Origin of the sequence: Cellulomonas fimi, from assembly GCF_028583725.1 — a bacterium.
Taxonomy (GTDB): domain Bacteria; phylum Actinomycetota; class Actinomycetes; order Actinomycetales; family Cellulomonadaceae; genus Cellulomonas; species Cellulomonas fimi_B.
The window spans coordinates 1,285,790-1,300,610 of the sequence record NZ_CP110680.1 but is presented as its reverse complement, the minus strand read 5'-3'; the positions used below and the strand labels follow the sequence as shown (position 1 = coordinate 1,300,610).

Genomic DNA, 14,821 nt, shown 5'->3' with positions numbered 1-14,821 from the left:
CACGCGGGCGGGCACGCACACACTCTCGCTGGTGTGGTGACCGTGGGCCCAGGCGTCCGACCCGAAGTCTGCTGCTGCTCGTCGCTCCCCGGTGGTGACCCACCCGCTGCGCCAGTCGCGACCAGCAGAGCCTAGCAACACCCGCGCACGGGTCGTCAGAGGTATCCGCTCCCCGTCGGTGTCGACGGGTGTCAGCGGGCGGGCGGCTCGATGAGGTCCCACGCACCGCCGTACAGGTCCTCGAACACCGCGACGGTGCCGTAGGGCTCGTGCCGTGGCTCCTCGCGGAACCGCACCCCGTGGCGGAGCATCCGCGCGTGCTGGGCGGCGAAGTCGTCGGTCTCCAGGAAGAACGCGACGTCGCCGCCCGCCTGGCGGCCGACCGGGTCGCCGTCGCGAGCCGGCGCCAGCACGAGCCCGGTGCCGCCGTCGGGGGGCCCGACGACGACACGCCGCCACCCGCCGGGGAACGTCTCGTCCTGGCGGACCGTGAACCCGAGGGCGTCGACGAAGAACGTCAGCGCCTCGTCGTGGTCGTGGACGAGGAAGGTGACGTCGCGCAGCCGGATCATCCGGCGAGCCTAGGGCCGCGAGCCCGCACCGGGGCGGTGCCCGTCTCCCTCGCGGCCACCGACCTCGTCCGGCGTCTCGAAGACGGCGAGCCAGCGGCGCAGGAGGTGCTCGAGCAGGTCGACGTCGGCCGGGTCGAGGGCGTCGAGGAGGCGGCGCTCGTTGGTCATGTGGTCGGTGAAGGCGGCGTCGATGACCTCGATCCCCCGCGGGGTGAGTGCGATGACGCGCGCGCGGGCGTCCTCGTCGGACACGCGCCGCGTGACGAGGCCCGCGGCCTCGAGCCGGTCGACGCGCTTGGTCATGGCACCGCTCGTCACGAGGGTGTTCGCGCAGAGGTCACCGGGCGTGCGCTCGTAGGGCGCGCCGGCCCGGCGCAGGGTCGCGAGGACGTCGAAGTCGCCCTCGCCGAGACCGTGCTGCCGGTAGACGGCGACGAGCTCGTCGGTGACGTGGTTGGCGACGCGGCTCAGGCGGCCGATGACACCTTGCGGGCGGACGTCGAGGTCGGGCCGTTCGCGGCGCCACGCGGCCTGGATGCGGTCGAGACGGTCACCTGCGGCCGGTCCGTCGTCGTGCGCGCCGTCACGCACGGTCGAGTCGATCTGCGTCATGGGGTCGATCTTATCTTCCATGGAAGGTATGTTGTCTTCCGTGGAAGAGAAATCGCTGCGCTGGTCGCTCGTCACGGCGATCGCGCCGCTCACGTGGGGCACCACCTACTACGTCACCAAGCACGCGCTCCCCGCCGACGCCCCGCTCTGGGGTGCCGTCCTGCGCGCGCTGCCCGCGGGCCTCGTCCTGCTGCTCGTCGTCCGACGCCTCCCCCGCGGCTCGTGGTGGTGGCGGTCGCTCGTGCTCGGCACGCTCTCGATGGGCGCGTTCTTCGCGCTGATCTACGTCGCCGCGCAGCTCCTGCCGTCGTCGGTCGCGTCGACCGTGATGGCCACGTCGCCCGTCGTCATGATGCTCGTCGCGTGGGCGCTGCTCGCGCAGAAGCCGCGCGTGCTCGCGCTCGCGGGTGCCGGTCTCGGCGTCGTCGGCGTCGCCGCGATGCTGCTCACGGGCGGCGGGGAGATCCGGCCGCTCGGCGTGGTCGCGTCCGTCGCCGCGATGCTCATGTCGAGCGTCGGGTTCGTGCTCGCCACGCGCTGGGCCGGCGGGGTCGACGTCGTGTCGTCGACCGCGTGGCAGCTCGTCGCGGGCGGGCTCGTGCTGGTCCCGTTCGCGGTCGCCGTCGAGGGCGCTCCCCCGGCGCTCGACGGGCGCGCGGTCGCGGGATTCGCGTACGTGTCGCTCGTCGCGACCGCCGTCGCCTACCTCGCGTGGTTCAGCGGCCTGCGTCGCCTGCCCGCCGGGACCGTCGGGCTCGTCGGGCTGCTCAACCCCGTCGCGGGCGTGCTGGTCGGCGTGCTGCTCGCGGGTGAGCACCTCGGCCCGCTGCAGGTGGCCGGGATCGTCGTCGTGCTCGCGGGCGTGCTGCTCGGCCAGCCCGCGGTCGACCGCGCGGTGCGGGCACGTCGCGACCGCCGCGCCGGCGCCGTGACCGCCGCGGAGACGTCAGGTCGCGTCCCAGAGCCCGCGGTAGAAGGCGGCGCGCACCGGGTCCAGCGCGACCCCGTACGCGTCCAGTAGCGGCTCCTCGAACCCCGGGCCGTAGTTCCAGAGCGTGCTGTAGGTCGCGACCGCGAGGTCGGCCCAGCGGTCCGCGACGCCCAGCGTGCCGAGGTCGACGTGGGCCAGCCAGGTGCCGTCGTCGGCGAGCAGCGTGTTGGGCGCGCACGCGTCGCCGTGGCACACGACGAGCCGGTCGACAGGCGGCGGTGGCCCGAGCGCGGCGCGCTCCGCCGACGGTCCGCCCTCGCGTGCGTCGGCCGCCGCGACGCGCGCCTCGACGCCCCAGTCGAACGGGCAGTCGTCGACGGGCAGCGCGTCGTGCATCGCGCGCAGGCCCGCGCCGATCGCCCGCACCGCCGTCAGCGGCTCCGCGACCCACCGCGGGTCGACCGCGCTGCGACCGGCGAGCGGGTGCGTGACGAGCCACGACCCCTCGTCGTCGGACCCGGCCTCCAGCACCGTCGGCACGGGCGTGAAGGGCGCGGCCCAGCGCAGGCGCGCCACCTCGGCGTCGAGGTCGAGCGGCACACCCGCCGGCACCCACTTCACGAACCGCTCGGGCTCGTCGAGCAGGAACGTCAGGCCGCCGAGCTCGTTGCGCCAGACGACCTCGCGCACCCCGCCCATGCCCTGCACGACGTGCGGCACGACCGTCGGGTCGACGGGACGGCCCGCGAGCTCGCGACCCGCGACGGGCACCGGCCCCGAGGAGGACGGCACGCGTCAGGCCTCGGCGCGGTCGTCGTCCCCCAGGATCTTGCGCAGGTACGCATACGTGAGGTCGCCCGCGGTCTGGTCGTGCTGGTGCTCGTAGCCCTGGCTCTCGTAGAGCGCGATGTTGTGCAGCGAGTCGCGCCCGGTGAAGACCCAGACCTCCTCGATGCCGTCGGGGAGGATCGGCAGGATCGCCATGAGCAGGCGCGTGCCGACGCCCTTGCCCTGCAGGTCGGGCGCGACGGCGAACCGTCCGAGCGTCGCCTTCGTGCCCTCGATCACCACGCGGATCGACCCGATCAGCCGGTGGCCGGACCACGCGCCGAGCGTGATGACGCCGTCGGCGCCGAGGTCGTCGCGCAGCTCGTCGAGGGTCTGCGTGAGGGGCGGGATGTTCGGGTCCCCGTACTGCTGGGCCTCGGTGACGAACGCGGCGCGGCGGAGCGTGAGGAGCTCTCCGGCGTCGTCGAGGGTGACCGTACGGATGTCCAGGTCGGCCTGCGTCATGCCGCCATCGTCTCAGCCGTCCGCGCGGGCGCACTACTCTCGGGCTCGTGTCCGACACCGTGTCTCAGCATGCAGATGAGCCCACCCACTGGGTCCTGACCCTCTCGTGCCCCGACCGCCCCGGCATCGTCCGGGCCGTCGCGGGCGTGCTTGCGGACCACGGGGGGAACATCACCGAGTCGCAGCAGTTCGGGGACCCGCTGTCGGGGCTGTTCTTCATGCGGGTGCAGGTGTCGGCGTTCGCGCCGCGCGAGGTGCTCGCGGGCGCGATGGCGACCGTCGCGCGCACGTTCGACATGACGTGGGCCCTCGACGTCGTCGGGCGCCCGGTCCGCACGCTCGTCATGGGCTCGACCGCGGCGCACTGCCTCAACGACCTCGCGTTCCGGCAGCGGTCCGAAAAGCTGCCCGTGGACCTGGTCGCCGTCGTGTCGAACCACACGACGCTCGCGCCGCTCGCCGAGTTCTACGGCATCCCGTTCCACCACGTGCCCGTCACGTCGGCCACCAAGGCCGCGGCCGAGGCCCGGCTGCTCGAGCTCGTCGAGGAGCTCGACGTCGAGCTCGTCGTGCTGGCCCGCTACATGCAGATCCTGTCCGACGACCTGTGCCGCCGGCTCGAGGGTCGCGTCATCAACATCCACCACTCGTTCCTGCCGTCGTTCAAGGGCGCGCGCCCCTACGCGCAGGCGCACGACCGCGGCGTCAAGCTCATCGGCGCGACCGCGCACTACGTCACGGGCGACCTCGACGAGGGGCCGATCATCGAGCAGGACGTCGAGCGCGTCGACCACACGCGGTCCGTCGACGACCTGGTCGCGCTCGGGCAGGACGTCGAGCGGCGCGCCCTCGCACGGGCCGTGCGGTGGCACGCCGAGCACCGCGTCCTGCTCGACGGGCACCGGACGATCGTCTTCCGCTGACGGCCTCCGCCGCGTGCCGGGCGATCGCGCCCGGTGCGCGACGTCGCAGGTCAGGGCCGCACGACGAATCGTTTCGCCCCGCTGCCCCGCGTTGACCGCCCCCACGTGCTCACCGATGCTCGACGAGCCGCCCTCCTCTCGCGTGGGCCGGCTCCCATGGGTCGAGGAGGACTCGATGACGTCGACGCGCGCACCCCTGCGCCGATCGCTGGCCGTGCTCGCGGCCCTGTCCGCCGCACTGGTGGGCCTGCTCGCCGCGATGCTCACCTCCGCGGCACCGGCGCGCGCCGCGTCGTTGCAGGAGGTGACGGGTTTCGGCAGCAACCCCGGCGGGCTGCGGATGTTCCTGTTCGTGCCCGACAACCTGCCGCCGCGGCCGGGGGTCCTCGTCGTCAACCACTACTGCACCGGGTCCGCCCAGGCGATGTACTCGGGCGCGCAGTTCGACGAGCTCGCCACGCGCTACGGCTACATCGTCGTGTACCCGTCGACCAACCGGCCCGGCTCGTGCTTCGACGTCTCCTCGAGCGAGGCCCTCCGGCACGGTGGCGCGAGCGACCCGACGAGCATCGTCTCGATGGTCCGCCACGTGCAGCAGCGGTGGACGACGGACACCGGTCGCGTGTTCGTGACGGGTACGTCGTCGGGCGCGATGATGACGCAGGTCCTGCTCGCGACGTACCCCGACGTGTTCGCCGCCGGGTCGGCGTTCGCCGGCGTGCCCGCCACGTGCTTCTCGACGTCCGGTCCGCCGCCGGGCACGACGTCGCAGGCGGGCTGGAACAGCGACTGCGCACAGGGCCGGCTCACGCGCACGGCGCAGCAGTGGGGCGACCTCGCCCGCGCCGCCTACCCCGGCTACACCGGTCCGCGGCCGCGCGTGCAGCTGTGGCACGGCACGCAGGACGACACGCTCAGCTACGTGCAGCACGGCGAGGCGGTCGAGCAGTGGACGAACGTGCTGGGCGTCTCGGCGACGCCCTCGTCGAGGGAGACCATCGGCAGCAACACCCGCTCGCGGTTCGGCGGCACGGGCGACCGCGCGCCGATCGAGGCGAACAGCCTGTCCGGCGTCGGCCACAACCTGCCGGTGGACGCCGCGGCGGCGATCCGGTTCTTCGGGCTCGACCAGGCGACGACGCCCACGCCGACCCCCACGACCCCGACCCCGACGCCGACCACCCCGACGCCCACACCGACGACGACGCCGACGGCCACCCCCACGCCCACCGCGAGCGCAGGCGGCTGCTCGGTCTCGTGGACGGTCAACCAGTGGAACACCGGCTTCACGGCCAACGTGTCGATCAAGAACCTGGGGGCATCCGACCTGAACGGCTGGCAGCTGACGTGGCGCTGGACCGCCGGCCAGCAGGTCACGCAGGCGTGGAGCTCGGTCGTCACGCAGACCGGCGACCGCGTCGTCGCCGCCAACGCCCCGTGGAACGCGACGATCCCCGCGGGCAGCAGCGTCCAGATCGGCTTCAACGCGACCCACTCGGGCAGCAACCCGCCGCCGCTGGACCTCACGCTCGACGGTCGTCTCTGCGCGCAGGGCTGACCTTCCCCGGTCCTGACGCGAACGACGGGCCCGCACCCCCCTGCGGTGCGGGCCCGTCGTCGTGCGTCCCCGACGTCGTGACGACGGGGTGTCAGCGCCCTACGGCGTCGTGGCGCCGAGGGTGTACGAGCCGGAGCCCGCGTAGGCGTAGACGCCGTACCGGTACTGGCCGGCGGTCCCGCTGTAGGTGATGGTCTCGTCGGCGTTCGACGAGGTGGCCGACGCGACCGACGCCCACGACGACCCGTTCCACTTCTGCAGGTAGAGGTCGAAGTCGCTGCCGGTCGGGCCGTCGAGGCAGAGCCGGATCGTGCCGCTGGACGACACCGTGACGTAGGAGCCGCTCGGCTGGATCGCGGAGCGCCCGGTGCTGAGCGAGCCCGTGTAGGTGCGCGCGTAGCCGGAGCAGGTCGCGGGCGGCGGGTTCTGGCCGCCGCCCGACGTGACGAGCGTGAGGCCGTACGCGGACAGGGCCTCGTTGACGGGCTGGAAGTACGTCGTGCCGCCCGAGGAGCAGTTGCCGGAGCCGCCCGACGTCATGCCCTGCGCCTGGTTGCCCGCGACGAGCGAGCCGCCCGAGTCACCGGGCTCGGCGCACACGTTGGTGCGGATGAGGCCGGACACGCTGCCCTGCGCGTAGTTGACCGTCGCGTTGAACGCCTGGATGGTGCCGCAGCGCCAGCCCGTCGTGGAGCCGGACCGGCAGACCGAGGAGCCGACGGTGGCCTGCGTCGAACCCGCGACGGCGACGGTGCCGCCGCTGTAGTTGTTGACGGCGCCGATCGGCGTGTTGCCCGACGCGACCCGCACCCACGCGTAGTCGTTGCCGGGGAAGCTCGACCCGGCGAACGTGCCGGACGGGCTGGTCGTGGTCGCGCCCGTGCGGCCGCAGTGCCCGGCGGTCACGAACCCGCCCGTGACGGCGAAGCCGACCGAGCAGCGCGACGAACCGCCGATGTAGTAGGCGTTGCCGCCGATCACGTCGATGAACGTGCGCGGCGCCTCGGTGGTCTCGAGGACCTTGACCGCGTCCGCGGGAACGCCGGCAGCAGCGACGAGGTCACGGGCCTGCGCGACGGCGCCGGCGGTGGCGTTGACGACCACGGAGTTGGTCGCGACATCGACGTACCACGACGGGACGGTCGAGGCGGCGGGGGCGAGCGCGGCGTCGAGCCCGGCCTTGTAGCGGTCGAGGTCGGCGAGCGAGTGCCGGGCGACGACCGGCCGGGCACCGGCCGCGCGGATCGCCGGGCCGTCGGCGGCGTCCGTCACGGCGACGTGCAGGACGTTGGCCTTCGGGTCGACCCACGCGCCTGCGTAGTCGGCGCCGAGGCGGGTCGAGAGGTGCTGCTCGGTCTCCGCGGCGCCGGCCTGGAACGCGAGCCGGGCGCGGGCGGCGCTCCCCGACAGGCCGAGGTCGCGCTTCATCGCGTCGAGCACGCCGGCCGCGGCCTTGGGCGGGGTGACAGGGGCGGGGGCGCCGACGTCGGGGTCGCTCGTGGCGGCCTGGGCGACGGCGGGGGCGAGGACCAGGGTGGCGGCCAGCCCGAGGGTGACGAGGGTCTTCGAGTGCATGCGTCTCATGTCACAGCTCCGGTGAATAGGCGGATGACTGATGTCATTGGCATTGCGACTCGGATGCTACCCGCCGGTATCGAAAGAGTGGAACCCCCGCGGAGGGCGCGATCGAGCCGGCCCTGAACGACGTGGCGAACACCCAGGTCAGTGCCGTGTGGCTGCATGCGCCGCGCGAGAACCCGACCGGGTCGGGGGGCGACCCAGCAGTCAGCGGTCCGATGACGGGACGTCGTCCGGCCGTCGTGACGTCGCTCGGCGACGTCGGAGCAGCACGCCCGCGCCCACCAACGCCAGGACGACCGCGATCACGGTCGCGATCCCCTGCGGCTGGAAGAGGACGAGGCCCGGCACGAACACGTCGGAGCCACCGGGCGGCGGTTCCGACGCCAGACGCCCGGCGAGGACGTCGGCCCCGACCCGCGAGCCGTCGAGGCCCTCCAGCCGGTCCCCGTGCCACGTGAACCAGGCACCGCGCGGCGCGTCGACCACCAGCGGTGCGTCGGGCGCGCCGGCGAGCTGCGCCGCCCGCTCGGGACTCCCCTCGACCGACGCGATCTCTGGGGTGCGCGACCCGGGCGGGCGCCAGACCAGGACGACGGCGCTCGGCACGCCGTCCTCGAACGCCGGCGCGACCCACGTGCCGTCCGGCTCGGCGATCACGCCCGTCGCGTCGCCGTGCGTGAAGGCGCGCGTGAAGCGGTGCACCGTCCGGGGCGACCCGAACGTCACGACCGCGCCGTCGCGCGCGTCCGCCGTCGCCCCGTCGCCCTGCCCGTCCGACGTGAGGCCGACGGACATCTCCCCGTACGCGGCCGCCGCGCGGCGCTCGAAGAAGTCGAGCACGTCGGCGGGCGGGCGCACGTCGACCGTGCGCGCGGCACCGGACACGAGCGGCACCGTGACCAGCGCGAGCACGACGCCCACGACGAGGCGCGACACCGACCGCAACGTCCGGGCACCTCCTCGTCGAGCCTGGAGCCGATCCTGCTCCACCGACGGGCCTCCGCGTGGCGGGAACGCGCACCGCGTCGGCGCGGGTCACTCTCCCGGGCACGACGAAGGGCCCGCGCCCCTCCTCAGGCGCGGGCCCTTCATGTCCGGCGGCGCGGGGCGGGCGCTGCGGATCGCCCGCCCCGCGACCACATCAGCCGCCGAACCAGCCGGACAACCACCTCCACGAGGTTGCCGGACCGTTGCCGAACCAGTCACGCACGTCGTCCCACCAGTGGTGCGACGGACCGTGCCCGTGGCCCGAGTCCTTCTCGACGAGCACCGCGACCGTCCGGGCGGGCACGGTCACCGTGCCGGTCGCCGTGTCCCACGTGGTGCCCTTGACGACGGGGTCGCTGCCGCGGGCCTGGATCGTCGACAGCGTGTACCTGTCGCCCTTCAGCGCCGCGATCGTCTGCGTCGTCGCCTCGTCGGAGGCGTTGACCACGACGAGGAGCCCGTCGAGCTTCTTGTCGACGTCCTTGTCCCAGCGCCGGGTGTCGCGGTCCCAGCCGCCCTGGTCGGCGACGTGCATGACGACGACGCCGGGGGTGGCCTGCGGACCCGAGTTCGGGAACGTGACCTTCTGCTCGATGAGGTCCGCCGACCCGAGCCGGAACAGCGGCGTCGAGAACCGCAGCCGGAGCAGGTCGTCGGCCGCCGCCGAGGCCGCCGCGATGTCCGCAGGCGCCGGCTTGAGCGCCGGGTCCGCGAGCAGCGGCTGCTGGAACGGCCACTTCGCCTCGTTGTCGGGACGCGGCGGCAGGCCGCGGCCGAACCCGTTGTCCTGCTTCGACGGGTCGAACAGGTTGAACCAGTCGCCCGAGTCGTAGGAGTTCCGGTCGAGGGACTTGCTGCGCAGCAGGTCGGCGCCCGCGTGCCAGAAGCTCGGCGTCTGGGCGAGCGCGGTGGTCGACAGCGACACGGTGTTCATCCGGACGCGGTCGGCCATCGTCGTCGCCTGCGGGAGCTTGTACGTCAGCGCGTCGAACAGCGTCTCGTTGTCGTGCGCGTCGACGTACGTGACGACCTCCTCGGGCGAGTCCGCGTAGCCCGCGGGCTGGCCGTTGTAGTCGAGCTCGTCACCCCGCTTGACCGTGCCGTCCGACGCGAGGAGCTCGTAGTCCCGCAGGTTGCCGGCCAACCCCAGTCGCACCAGGTCGGCCGCGTGCTGGACGCGGGCCAGCTGGTCCGCCTCGGAGCCGTTGACGGCGTCGCCGTTCGGGTCGGTGTACGCCCCGGAGCCGAAGCCCTGGATGCGGGGGTTCTCGTCGAACGGGCCGCCGCCGCGGACGGCGTCACGGAGCCGGTCGGAGAACGTGCCGATGCCCGTGCCACCGAGCTGCCCCTGCGTGGCCTGGTAGAAGAGCCGGTTGTCGGCGACCTCGCCGAAGTTCCAGCCCTCGCCGTACAGGTAGACCTTGCGGCCGTCGACGCCGTCCTTCTTCGGCGTGAGGTCGTCGAGCGCGTCCCGGACCGCCTCCATCGTGGACCGCGAGTGGTGGCCCATGAGGTCGAAGCGGAACCCGTCGACCTTGTAGTCGCGAGCCCACGTGACGACCGAGTCGACCATCATCTTCTCCGCCATGCGGTGCTCGGTGGCGACGTTCTGGCAGCACGTGGACGTCTCGACCGCACCAGTCGCGTTGAGCCGGTGGTAGTAGCCGGGGACGACGCGGTCGAGGATCGACTTCGGGTCCTGGCCGCTCGCCGCGGTGTGGTTGAACACCTGGTCGAGCACGACCTGCAGGCCGTCGGCGTGCAGCGCACCGACCATCGTGCGGAACTCCGCGACGCGCGCGCCCCCGTCGGCGTCGACCGCGTACGAGCCCTCGGGCGTCGTCCAGTGCAGCGGGTCGTAGCCCCAGTTGAAGCCGTCCTGCGCGGCCACCGCGGTGACGCACGCCTGCTGCTGGTCGGAGTCGGGGGCGTAGGAGGCCAGGTCGCACTGCGGCACGGCCTGGTCGGCGCGGTCCTCGGGGATCGTCGCGATGTCGAACGTCGGCAGCAGGTGCACGGTCGTCAGCCCGGCGTCGGCGAGCTCACGCAGGTGCTGGCGCCCGGCGCCCTCGCCGGCGAACGCGAGGTACGTCCCCCGCTGCGCCTCCGGCACGGTCGGGTCGCTGATCGAGAAGTCGCGCACGTGCAGCTCGTAGATCGTCTGGTCGACGGGCCGCACGACCGGCTGCTTCGCCTTCTCCCACTGCTTCGGGCGGTACTGCTTGTCCGCCAGGTCGACCAGCACCGAGTGCGTGCTGTTCAGCGTGAGCGCGACCGAGTACGGGTCGGTCACGCGGTTGACCTCGACGGCGTCCGTCGTCGGGGCGTAGACCGTGACCTCCCACAGGTAGGCGGCGCCGGACCACTGCTTCTTGCCGTCGACCGTCCAGGAGCCGTCCTTCTGGCGCTTCGCCTCGACGGTCTGCGGCTCGGCGGACGTGTCGACCGCGCCCGACCGGTTCGCCGGCCAGAGCAGCAGGTTCACGTCCTGGGCCGTCGGCGCCCACAGCGCGAGCGTCGGGACGCCCTTGCGCCACGTCGTGCCGAGCGTCCGGTCGTCCGCCTGGTCGGCGTACAGGTCGTCGAGCACGCCCGGGATCTGCACCCCGGTCGCCGCCTGGAGCGCGCCGTCGGCGGCCTCCTGCGTGACGAGCAGCTCGCCGCGCAGGAGCTCACGGACCTGGTCGTCGGACGCGTCGACGTGGAGTGCGAGGTAGCCCTCGAGCGCCGGGAAGCGCTCGAGCTGCGCGTCGCTCAGCCCGTCGGCGTCGTAGGTGAGCGCCACCGGGTCGCCGCCAGCGCCGGCCACCGCACCGTCGGTCACGGCGAGCGAGCCGTCCGGCGACCCGTACAGGTGCCACGTGGACGCGGCCGGGTCGGTCGCCCACTCGGCGGGCCACGCGATCGTCTCCGCGTCGATCCAGTGCGCCCGCTCCTCGCCCGTGCCGGGCAGCGGCGGGTCCGTGACCTCGATGGTGAGGACGTGCGTCGCGAGGACGTAGGAGAACGTCACGGGCTTGCCGCCGGGGACGGTGAACGGGATGTTCGCGCCGCCCGGGGCGCCGCCGGCGCCGTAGTTCTCGTCCCACGACAGGCCGTGCGCGACCTTGGCCTCGTACGCGCCCGCGGGGATCTCGTCCGTCGTGAACGTGAAGGTGCCGTCGCCGTCCGGGTCCTGCAGCCAGGTCCTGAGGCAGTCGGGCGACCAGTCGGCCGCGCAGCCCACCTCGGAGTTGTGCGAGCCCGGGACCGTGAGGATCGGGCCCTGCGCCGTCGACGTGAACCAGTGGGTGACCGGGTCGTAGTAGAAGGTCACCGCGGTCGGCGCCGCCAGCGTGTACGTGACGTTCGCGCCGTCGCGCACACCGCCCGCGCCGTAGTTCTCGGTCCACGAGCCGCCGATCGCGACCTTGTACTCGTAGGTGCCCGCGGGGAGCGTGAACGTGCCCGCGTAGACGCCGTCGGCGCGGTAGGTCAGGCGCGTGGTCTCGCACGCCGGCGCCCAGTCGCCCGCGCAGCCCATCTCGCTGTTGTGGCTGCCCGGCACCGACACCACGAGGTCGCCCGGGTCGGGTCCCTCGTCCACGTCCCCGTCGACGCGGATGCCGACGCTCCCGAAGCTCGACGCCGCGGACCGGTGGCCGGCCGCGTCGACCGTGACCGCGCGGTACTCGACGAGGGTGCCGCGGGCCAGGCCCGTGACGTCGTGGTAGACGCGCGGGCTCGTCGTCTCGGACGTGCCGAGGGCGGTCCACGCGTCGTCGCCCACGACGCGGTAGGCGAACGACGTCTGGCTCCACACGTCGTCCGCGACGTCCGCGCCCACGGGCGCGACACCGGTGACCGCCCCGCCCGCACCGGGCACGTCGAGCGTGATCGCACCGGCCGTCGCGGGCGCACCGACGGTCGTGCCGGCCCGCAGGACGACCGCGGACAGCGCCGGGATCGTGAGCGACACCGTGCCGTCGGCCGCGGCGGTGACCGTGCCCGTCGTGCCGTACAGCCCGGTGAAGGTCGCACCCGGCGTGAGCGTGTCGACCGCGACCGTCGCCGGGGCCGTGCCGTTGTTGAGCGCGACGAGGTGCTCGACCTTCTCCGCCTCGTCGACACGCGAGAACGCGTACACGCCGGCGTCGGAGTACCGCTCGATCTGCGCACCCGTGCGCAGCGCGGGCGTCTCGGCCCGCAGCGCCGCGAGGTCGGCGATCGTCCGGTACAGCACCGTGTCGGTGTCGTAGCGGTCCACCGAGCCCGCGGTCGTCCCGTCGAGCAGCGCCTGGTCCGCGTACTCGTCGACCTGCGTCGCGAACAGCGACTGGCGTGCGTCCTTGTCGGTCCCGTTCAGCGAGCCGTCACCGACGAAGCCCTGCTCGTCGCCGTAGTAGACGACCGGCTGGCCGCGCGTCAGGTACATGAGCGCGTGCGCGAGCTGCGAGCGGGCCTGCGGGTCCGAGGCGTTCTTCACGAAGTGGCCGATGCGGCCCATGTCGTGGTTGCCGAGGAACGTGGGCAGCGCCTGCGCGTTGGACGTCGGCGTCGTGTAGTAGTCGTCGCCCGCGAACAGCGTCGACAGCGCCTCGGCCGACGACGACCCGCCCGCGTACCCCGCGGCGGCCGACTGGAACGTGAAGTCGAGCACCGCGTTCATGTCGGTCCGGCGCATGTACGGCGAGAGCTTCGCCGGGTCGGCGTCGTAGACCTCGCCGAACATGAAGAAGTCCGGGTTGCCGACCGACGCGGCGTGCTCGCCGATCGCGGTCGCCCACTGCTCCCAGAACTCGAAGTTCACGTGCTTCGCGGTGTCGATGCGGAAGCCGTCGATGCCGAGGTCGACCCACGCCTCGTAGACGTCCTCGAAGCCCTGCACGACGCGCGGGTCCTCGGTCATGAGGTCGTCCAGGCCCGAGAAGTCGCCGTACGTGACCGACTCACCGGTCCAGGTCGAGTTCCCGCGGTTGTGGTAGACGGTCGGGTCGTTGAGCCAGGCCGGGACCTTGCGGTCGGCGTCGGCCGGGTCGATCACCGGCGTGTACGGGAACGACGTCGCCGGGTCCAGCGTCGGGAAGTCGTCCGTGCCCGCGTAGTCGGCCGGGTCGAACTCCGTGCCGTCGGCCGTGCGGTACGGGACGTCGTCCTGCTCGACGTAGTCGTACGTCCCCTCGGCGTAGTCGATGACGTCCGCCGTGTGGTTCGTGATGATGTCGAAGTACACGTCGATGCCGCGCGCGTGCGCGTCGTCGATGAGCGCCTCGAGCTCGGCGTTGGTGCCGAGGTGCGGGTCGATCTGCGTGAAGTCGGTGATCCAGTACCCGTGGTACCCGGCGGACGCGTCCGCGCCGGTGCCCTGCACGGGGTTGTTCTTGAACGACGGGGTCAGCCAGATCGCCGTCGTGCCGAGGCCCGCGATGTAGTCGAGCCGCTCGCGCAGACCCGCGAGGTCGCCGCCGTGGTAGAAGCCCTTGTCGGTCGGGTCGAGGCCCGTCGTCAGGCGGTCACCCGTGAGCCCGCCGGTGTCGTTCGACGGGTCCGCGTTCGCGAACCGGTCCGTCATGACGAAGTAGAAGCTCTTGCCGGCGCCCGGGTCGCGCACGGGCTCGGCGACGAGGTCCGCGTCCTCGTCCGTGTAGCCGCCGGCCAGGCCCAGGGGTGTGACCGACGTGCGGTGCGTCGCGTCGTCGTACGTCACGCGCAGCGTCGTCGCGCCCGCGAGGACGAGCGGGCTGTTGTCGCCCGAGCCGTCGACCCCGTAGGACGCGTCCCACGCGTCGTCGAGCGCGACCTTGTACTCCCACGTGCCCGCGGGGACCTCGAAGTCCGCGGTGAACGTGCCGTCGCCGACGGGGACCAGCTCGGTCGCGTCGCAGGCCGGCTGCCAGTCCTCTGTGCAGCCGAGCTCCGACTGGAGGCTGCCGACGAGCGCGGCGCTGGTCGCCGCGGCGGTCGCGGGGGCGGCCGTGACCAGCGCGGCGGTGCCGACGAGACCCGTGGCGAGGGCGAGCGCGGTGGCGCCCGCGACGGCTCGGCGGGCGGGGACGGGGGTGACGCGGGCTCTCGGAGGGGCGGATGGGCGGCGCGACATGGCGACTCCTTCGTCGACCCGGCACAGCGGTGTGGCGGGACGTCGCGACCGTACATTCTTGCTGCAAGTTGCAGCAAGGGTTTCGGGCCAATCGGTCCAGCGGACACGGACCGGACACCCCCCTCGAACGCGCACCAGTTCAGCACGCGGCTCCCGGCGGCGCGCGCCGACCGCGTCAGCCCGACCACGGCGCCCTGCCGGAGGGTCCCGGGACGCGGACGACCCGCGCCCGCCCGGGGTGTCCCGGGCCGACGCGGGTCGCCGTCGGCGTCCTGCCGGCGTCGC

Annotated in this window: 10 protein-coding genes and 1 riboswitch; of the genes, 3 read left to right on the top strand and 7 right to left on the bottom strand. The window is 73.3% G+C overall.

Annotation, left to right across the window (positions count from 1 at the left end):
- Window positions 1-39: 39 nt before the first annotated feature.
- A riboswitch (ZMP/ZTP riboswitch) is annotated at window positions 40-129 on the bottom strand.
- A 62-nt stretch (window positions 130-191) separates the two neighbouring features.
- Both OOT42_RS06005 and OOT42_RS06000 read right to left on the bottom strand, forming a co-directional pair.
- The gene (locus tag OOT42_RS06005) at window positions 192-572 is read right to left on the bottom strand and encodes a VOC family protein (RefSeq protein ID WP_273653988.1); all 381 of its coding nucleotides are present in this window, start codon (window positions 570-572) and stop codon (window positions 192-194) included.
- A 9-nt stretch (window positions 573-581) separates the two neighbouring features.
- A complete protein-coding gene (locus OOT42_RS06000; protein ID WP_273653987.1) occupies window positions 582-1,184 on the bottom strand; it encodes a MarR family winged helix-turn-helix transcriptional regulator in 603 nt (200 codons plus the stop codon).
- A 40-nt stretch (window positions 1,185-1,224) separates the two neighbouring features.
- Between OOT42_RS06000 and OOT42_RS05995 the strand changes: the two genes are divergently transcribed.
- The gene (locus OOT42_RS05995) at window positions 1,225-2,205 is read left to right on the top strand and encodes a DMT family transporter (protein ID WP_273653986.1); all 981 of its coding nucleotides are present in this window, start codon (window positions 1,225-1,227) and stop codon (window positions 2,203-2,205) included.
- Here OOT42_RS05995 and OOT42_RS05990 read toward each other — a convergent pair.
- A complete protein-coding gene (locus OOT42_RS05990) occupies window positions 2,131-2,907 on the bottom strand; it encodes an aminoglycoside 3'-phosphotransferase (protein ID WP_273653985.1) in 777 nt (258 codons plus the stop codon). The two genes, OOT42_RS05995 and OOT42_RS05990, sit on opposite strands and share 75 nt — an antisense overlap.
- A 3-nt stretch (window positions 2,908-2,910) precedes the next feature.
- Window positions 2,911-3,408, bottom strand: a complete 498-nt coding sequence (locus OOT42_RS05985) for a GNAT family N-acetyltransferase (protein WP_273653984.1) — start codon at window positions 3,406-3,408, stop codon at window positions 2,911-2,913.
- Window positions 3,409-3,455: 47 nt separating this feature from the next.
- Between OOT42_RS05985 and purU the strand changes: the two genes are divergently transcribed.
- Window positions 3,456-4,331: a formyltetrahydrofolate deformylase gene (purU, locus tag OOT42_RS05980; protein ID WP_273653983.1), complete on the top strand. Its 876-nt coding sequence runs from the start codon at window positions 3,456-3,458 to the stop codon at window positions 4,329-4,331.
- A gap of 175 nt (window positions 4,332-4,506) precedes the next feature.
- A complete protein-coding gene (locus tag OOT42_RS05975; protein WP_273653982.1) occupies window positions 4,507-5,889 on the top strand; it encodes a PHB depolymerase family esterase in 1,383 nt (460 codons plus the stop codon).
- A 99-nt stretch (window positions 5,890-5,988) separates the two neighbouring features.
- Here OOT42_RS05975 and OOT42_RS05970 read toward each other — a convergent pair whose 3' ends face one another.
- The 3 genes from OOT42_RS05970 to pulA all read right to left on the bottom strand — a co-directional run bounded on the left by OOT42_RS05970 (window position 5,989) and on the right by pulA (window position 14,536).
- Complete coding sequence (locus tag OOT42_RS05970; RefSeq protein ID WP_273653981.1) at window positions 5,989-7,464, bottom strand: alpha-lytic protease prodomain-containing protein; 1,476 nt, start codon at window positions 7,462-7,464, stop codon at window positions 5,989-5,991.
- 210 nt (window positions 7,465-7,674) lie between these two features.
- Window positions 7,675-8,406 (bottom strand): hypothetical protein, encoded by a 732-nt coding sequence (locus OOT42_RS05965; protein WP_273653980.1) that lies wholly within the window; start codon window positions 8,404-8,406, stop codon window positions 7,675-7,677.
- 205 nt (window positions 8,407-8,611) lie between these two features.
- Window positions 8,612-14,536 carry a pullulanase-type alpha-1,6-glucosidase gene (gene pulA, locus OOT42_RS05960; protein WP_273653979.1) on the bottom strand — a complete coding sequence of 1,975 codons (5,925 nt, stop codon included), beginning with the start codon at window positions 14,534-14,536 and terminating at the stop codon, window positions 8,612-8,614.
- Window positions 14,537-14,821 lie beyond the last annotated feature (285 nt).

What these genes read in the sequence shown, in the direction of transcription:
- OOT42_RS06000 (WP_273653987.1), bottom strand. Translation starts at nt 1,184, where the DNA reads ATGACGCAGATCGACTCGACCGTGCGTGACGGCGCGCACGACGACGGA.
- pulA (WP_273653979.1), bottom strand. Translation starts at nt 14,536, where the DNA reads ATGTCGCGCCGCCCATCCGCCCCTCCGAGAGCCCGCGTCACCCCCGTC.
- OOT42_RS06005 (WP_273653988.1), bottom strand. Translation starts at nt 572, where the DNA reads ATGATCCGGCTGCGCGACGTCACCTTCCTCGTCCACGACCACGACGAG.
- OOT42_RS05975 (WP_273653982.1), top strand. Translation starts at nt 4,507, where the DNA reads ATGACGTCGACGCGCGCACCCCTGCGCCGATCGCTGGCCGTGCTCGCG.
- OOT42_RS05970 (WP_273653981.1), bottom strand. Translation starts at nt 7,464, where the DNA reads ATGCACTCGAAGACCCTCGTCACCCTCGGGCTGGCCGCCACCCTGGTC.
- OOT42_RS05985 (WP_273653984.1), bottom strand. Translation starts at nt 3,408, where the DNA reads ATGACGCAGGCCGACCTGGACATCCGTACGGTCACCCTCGACGACGCC.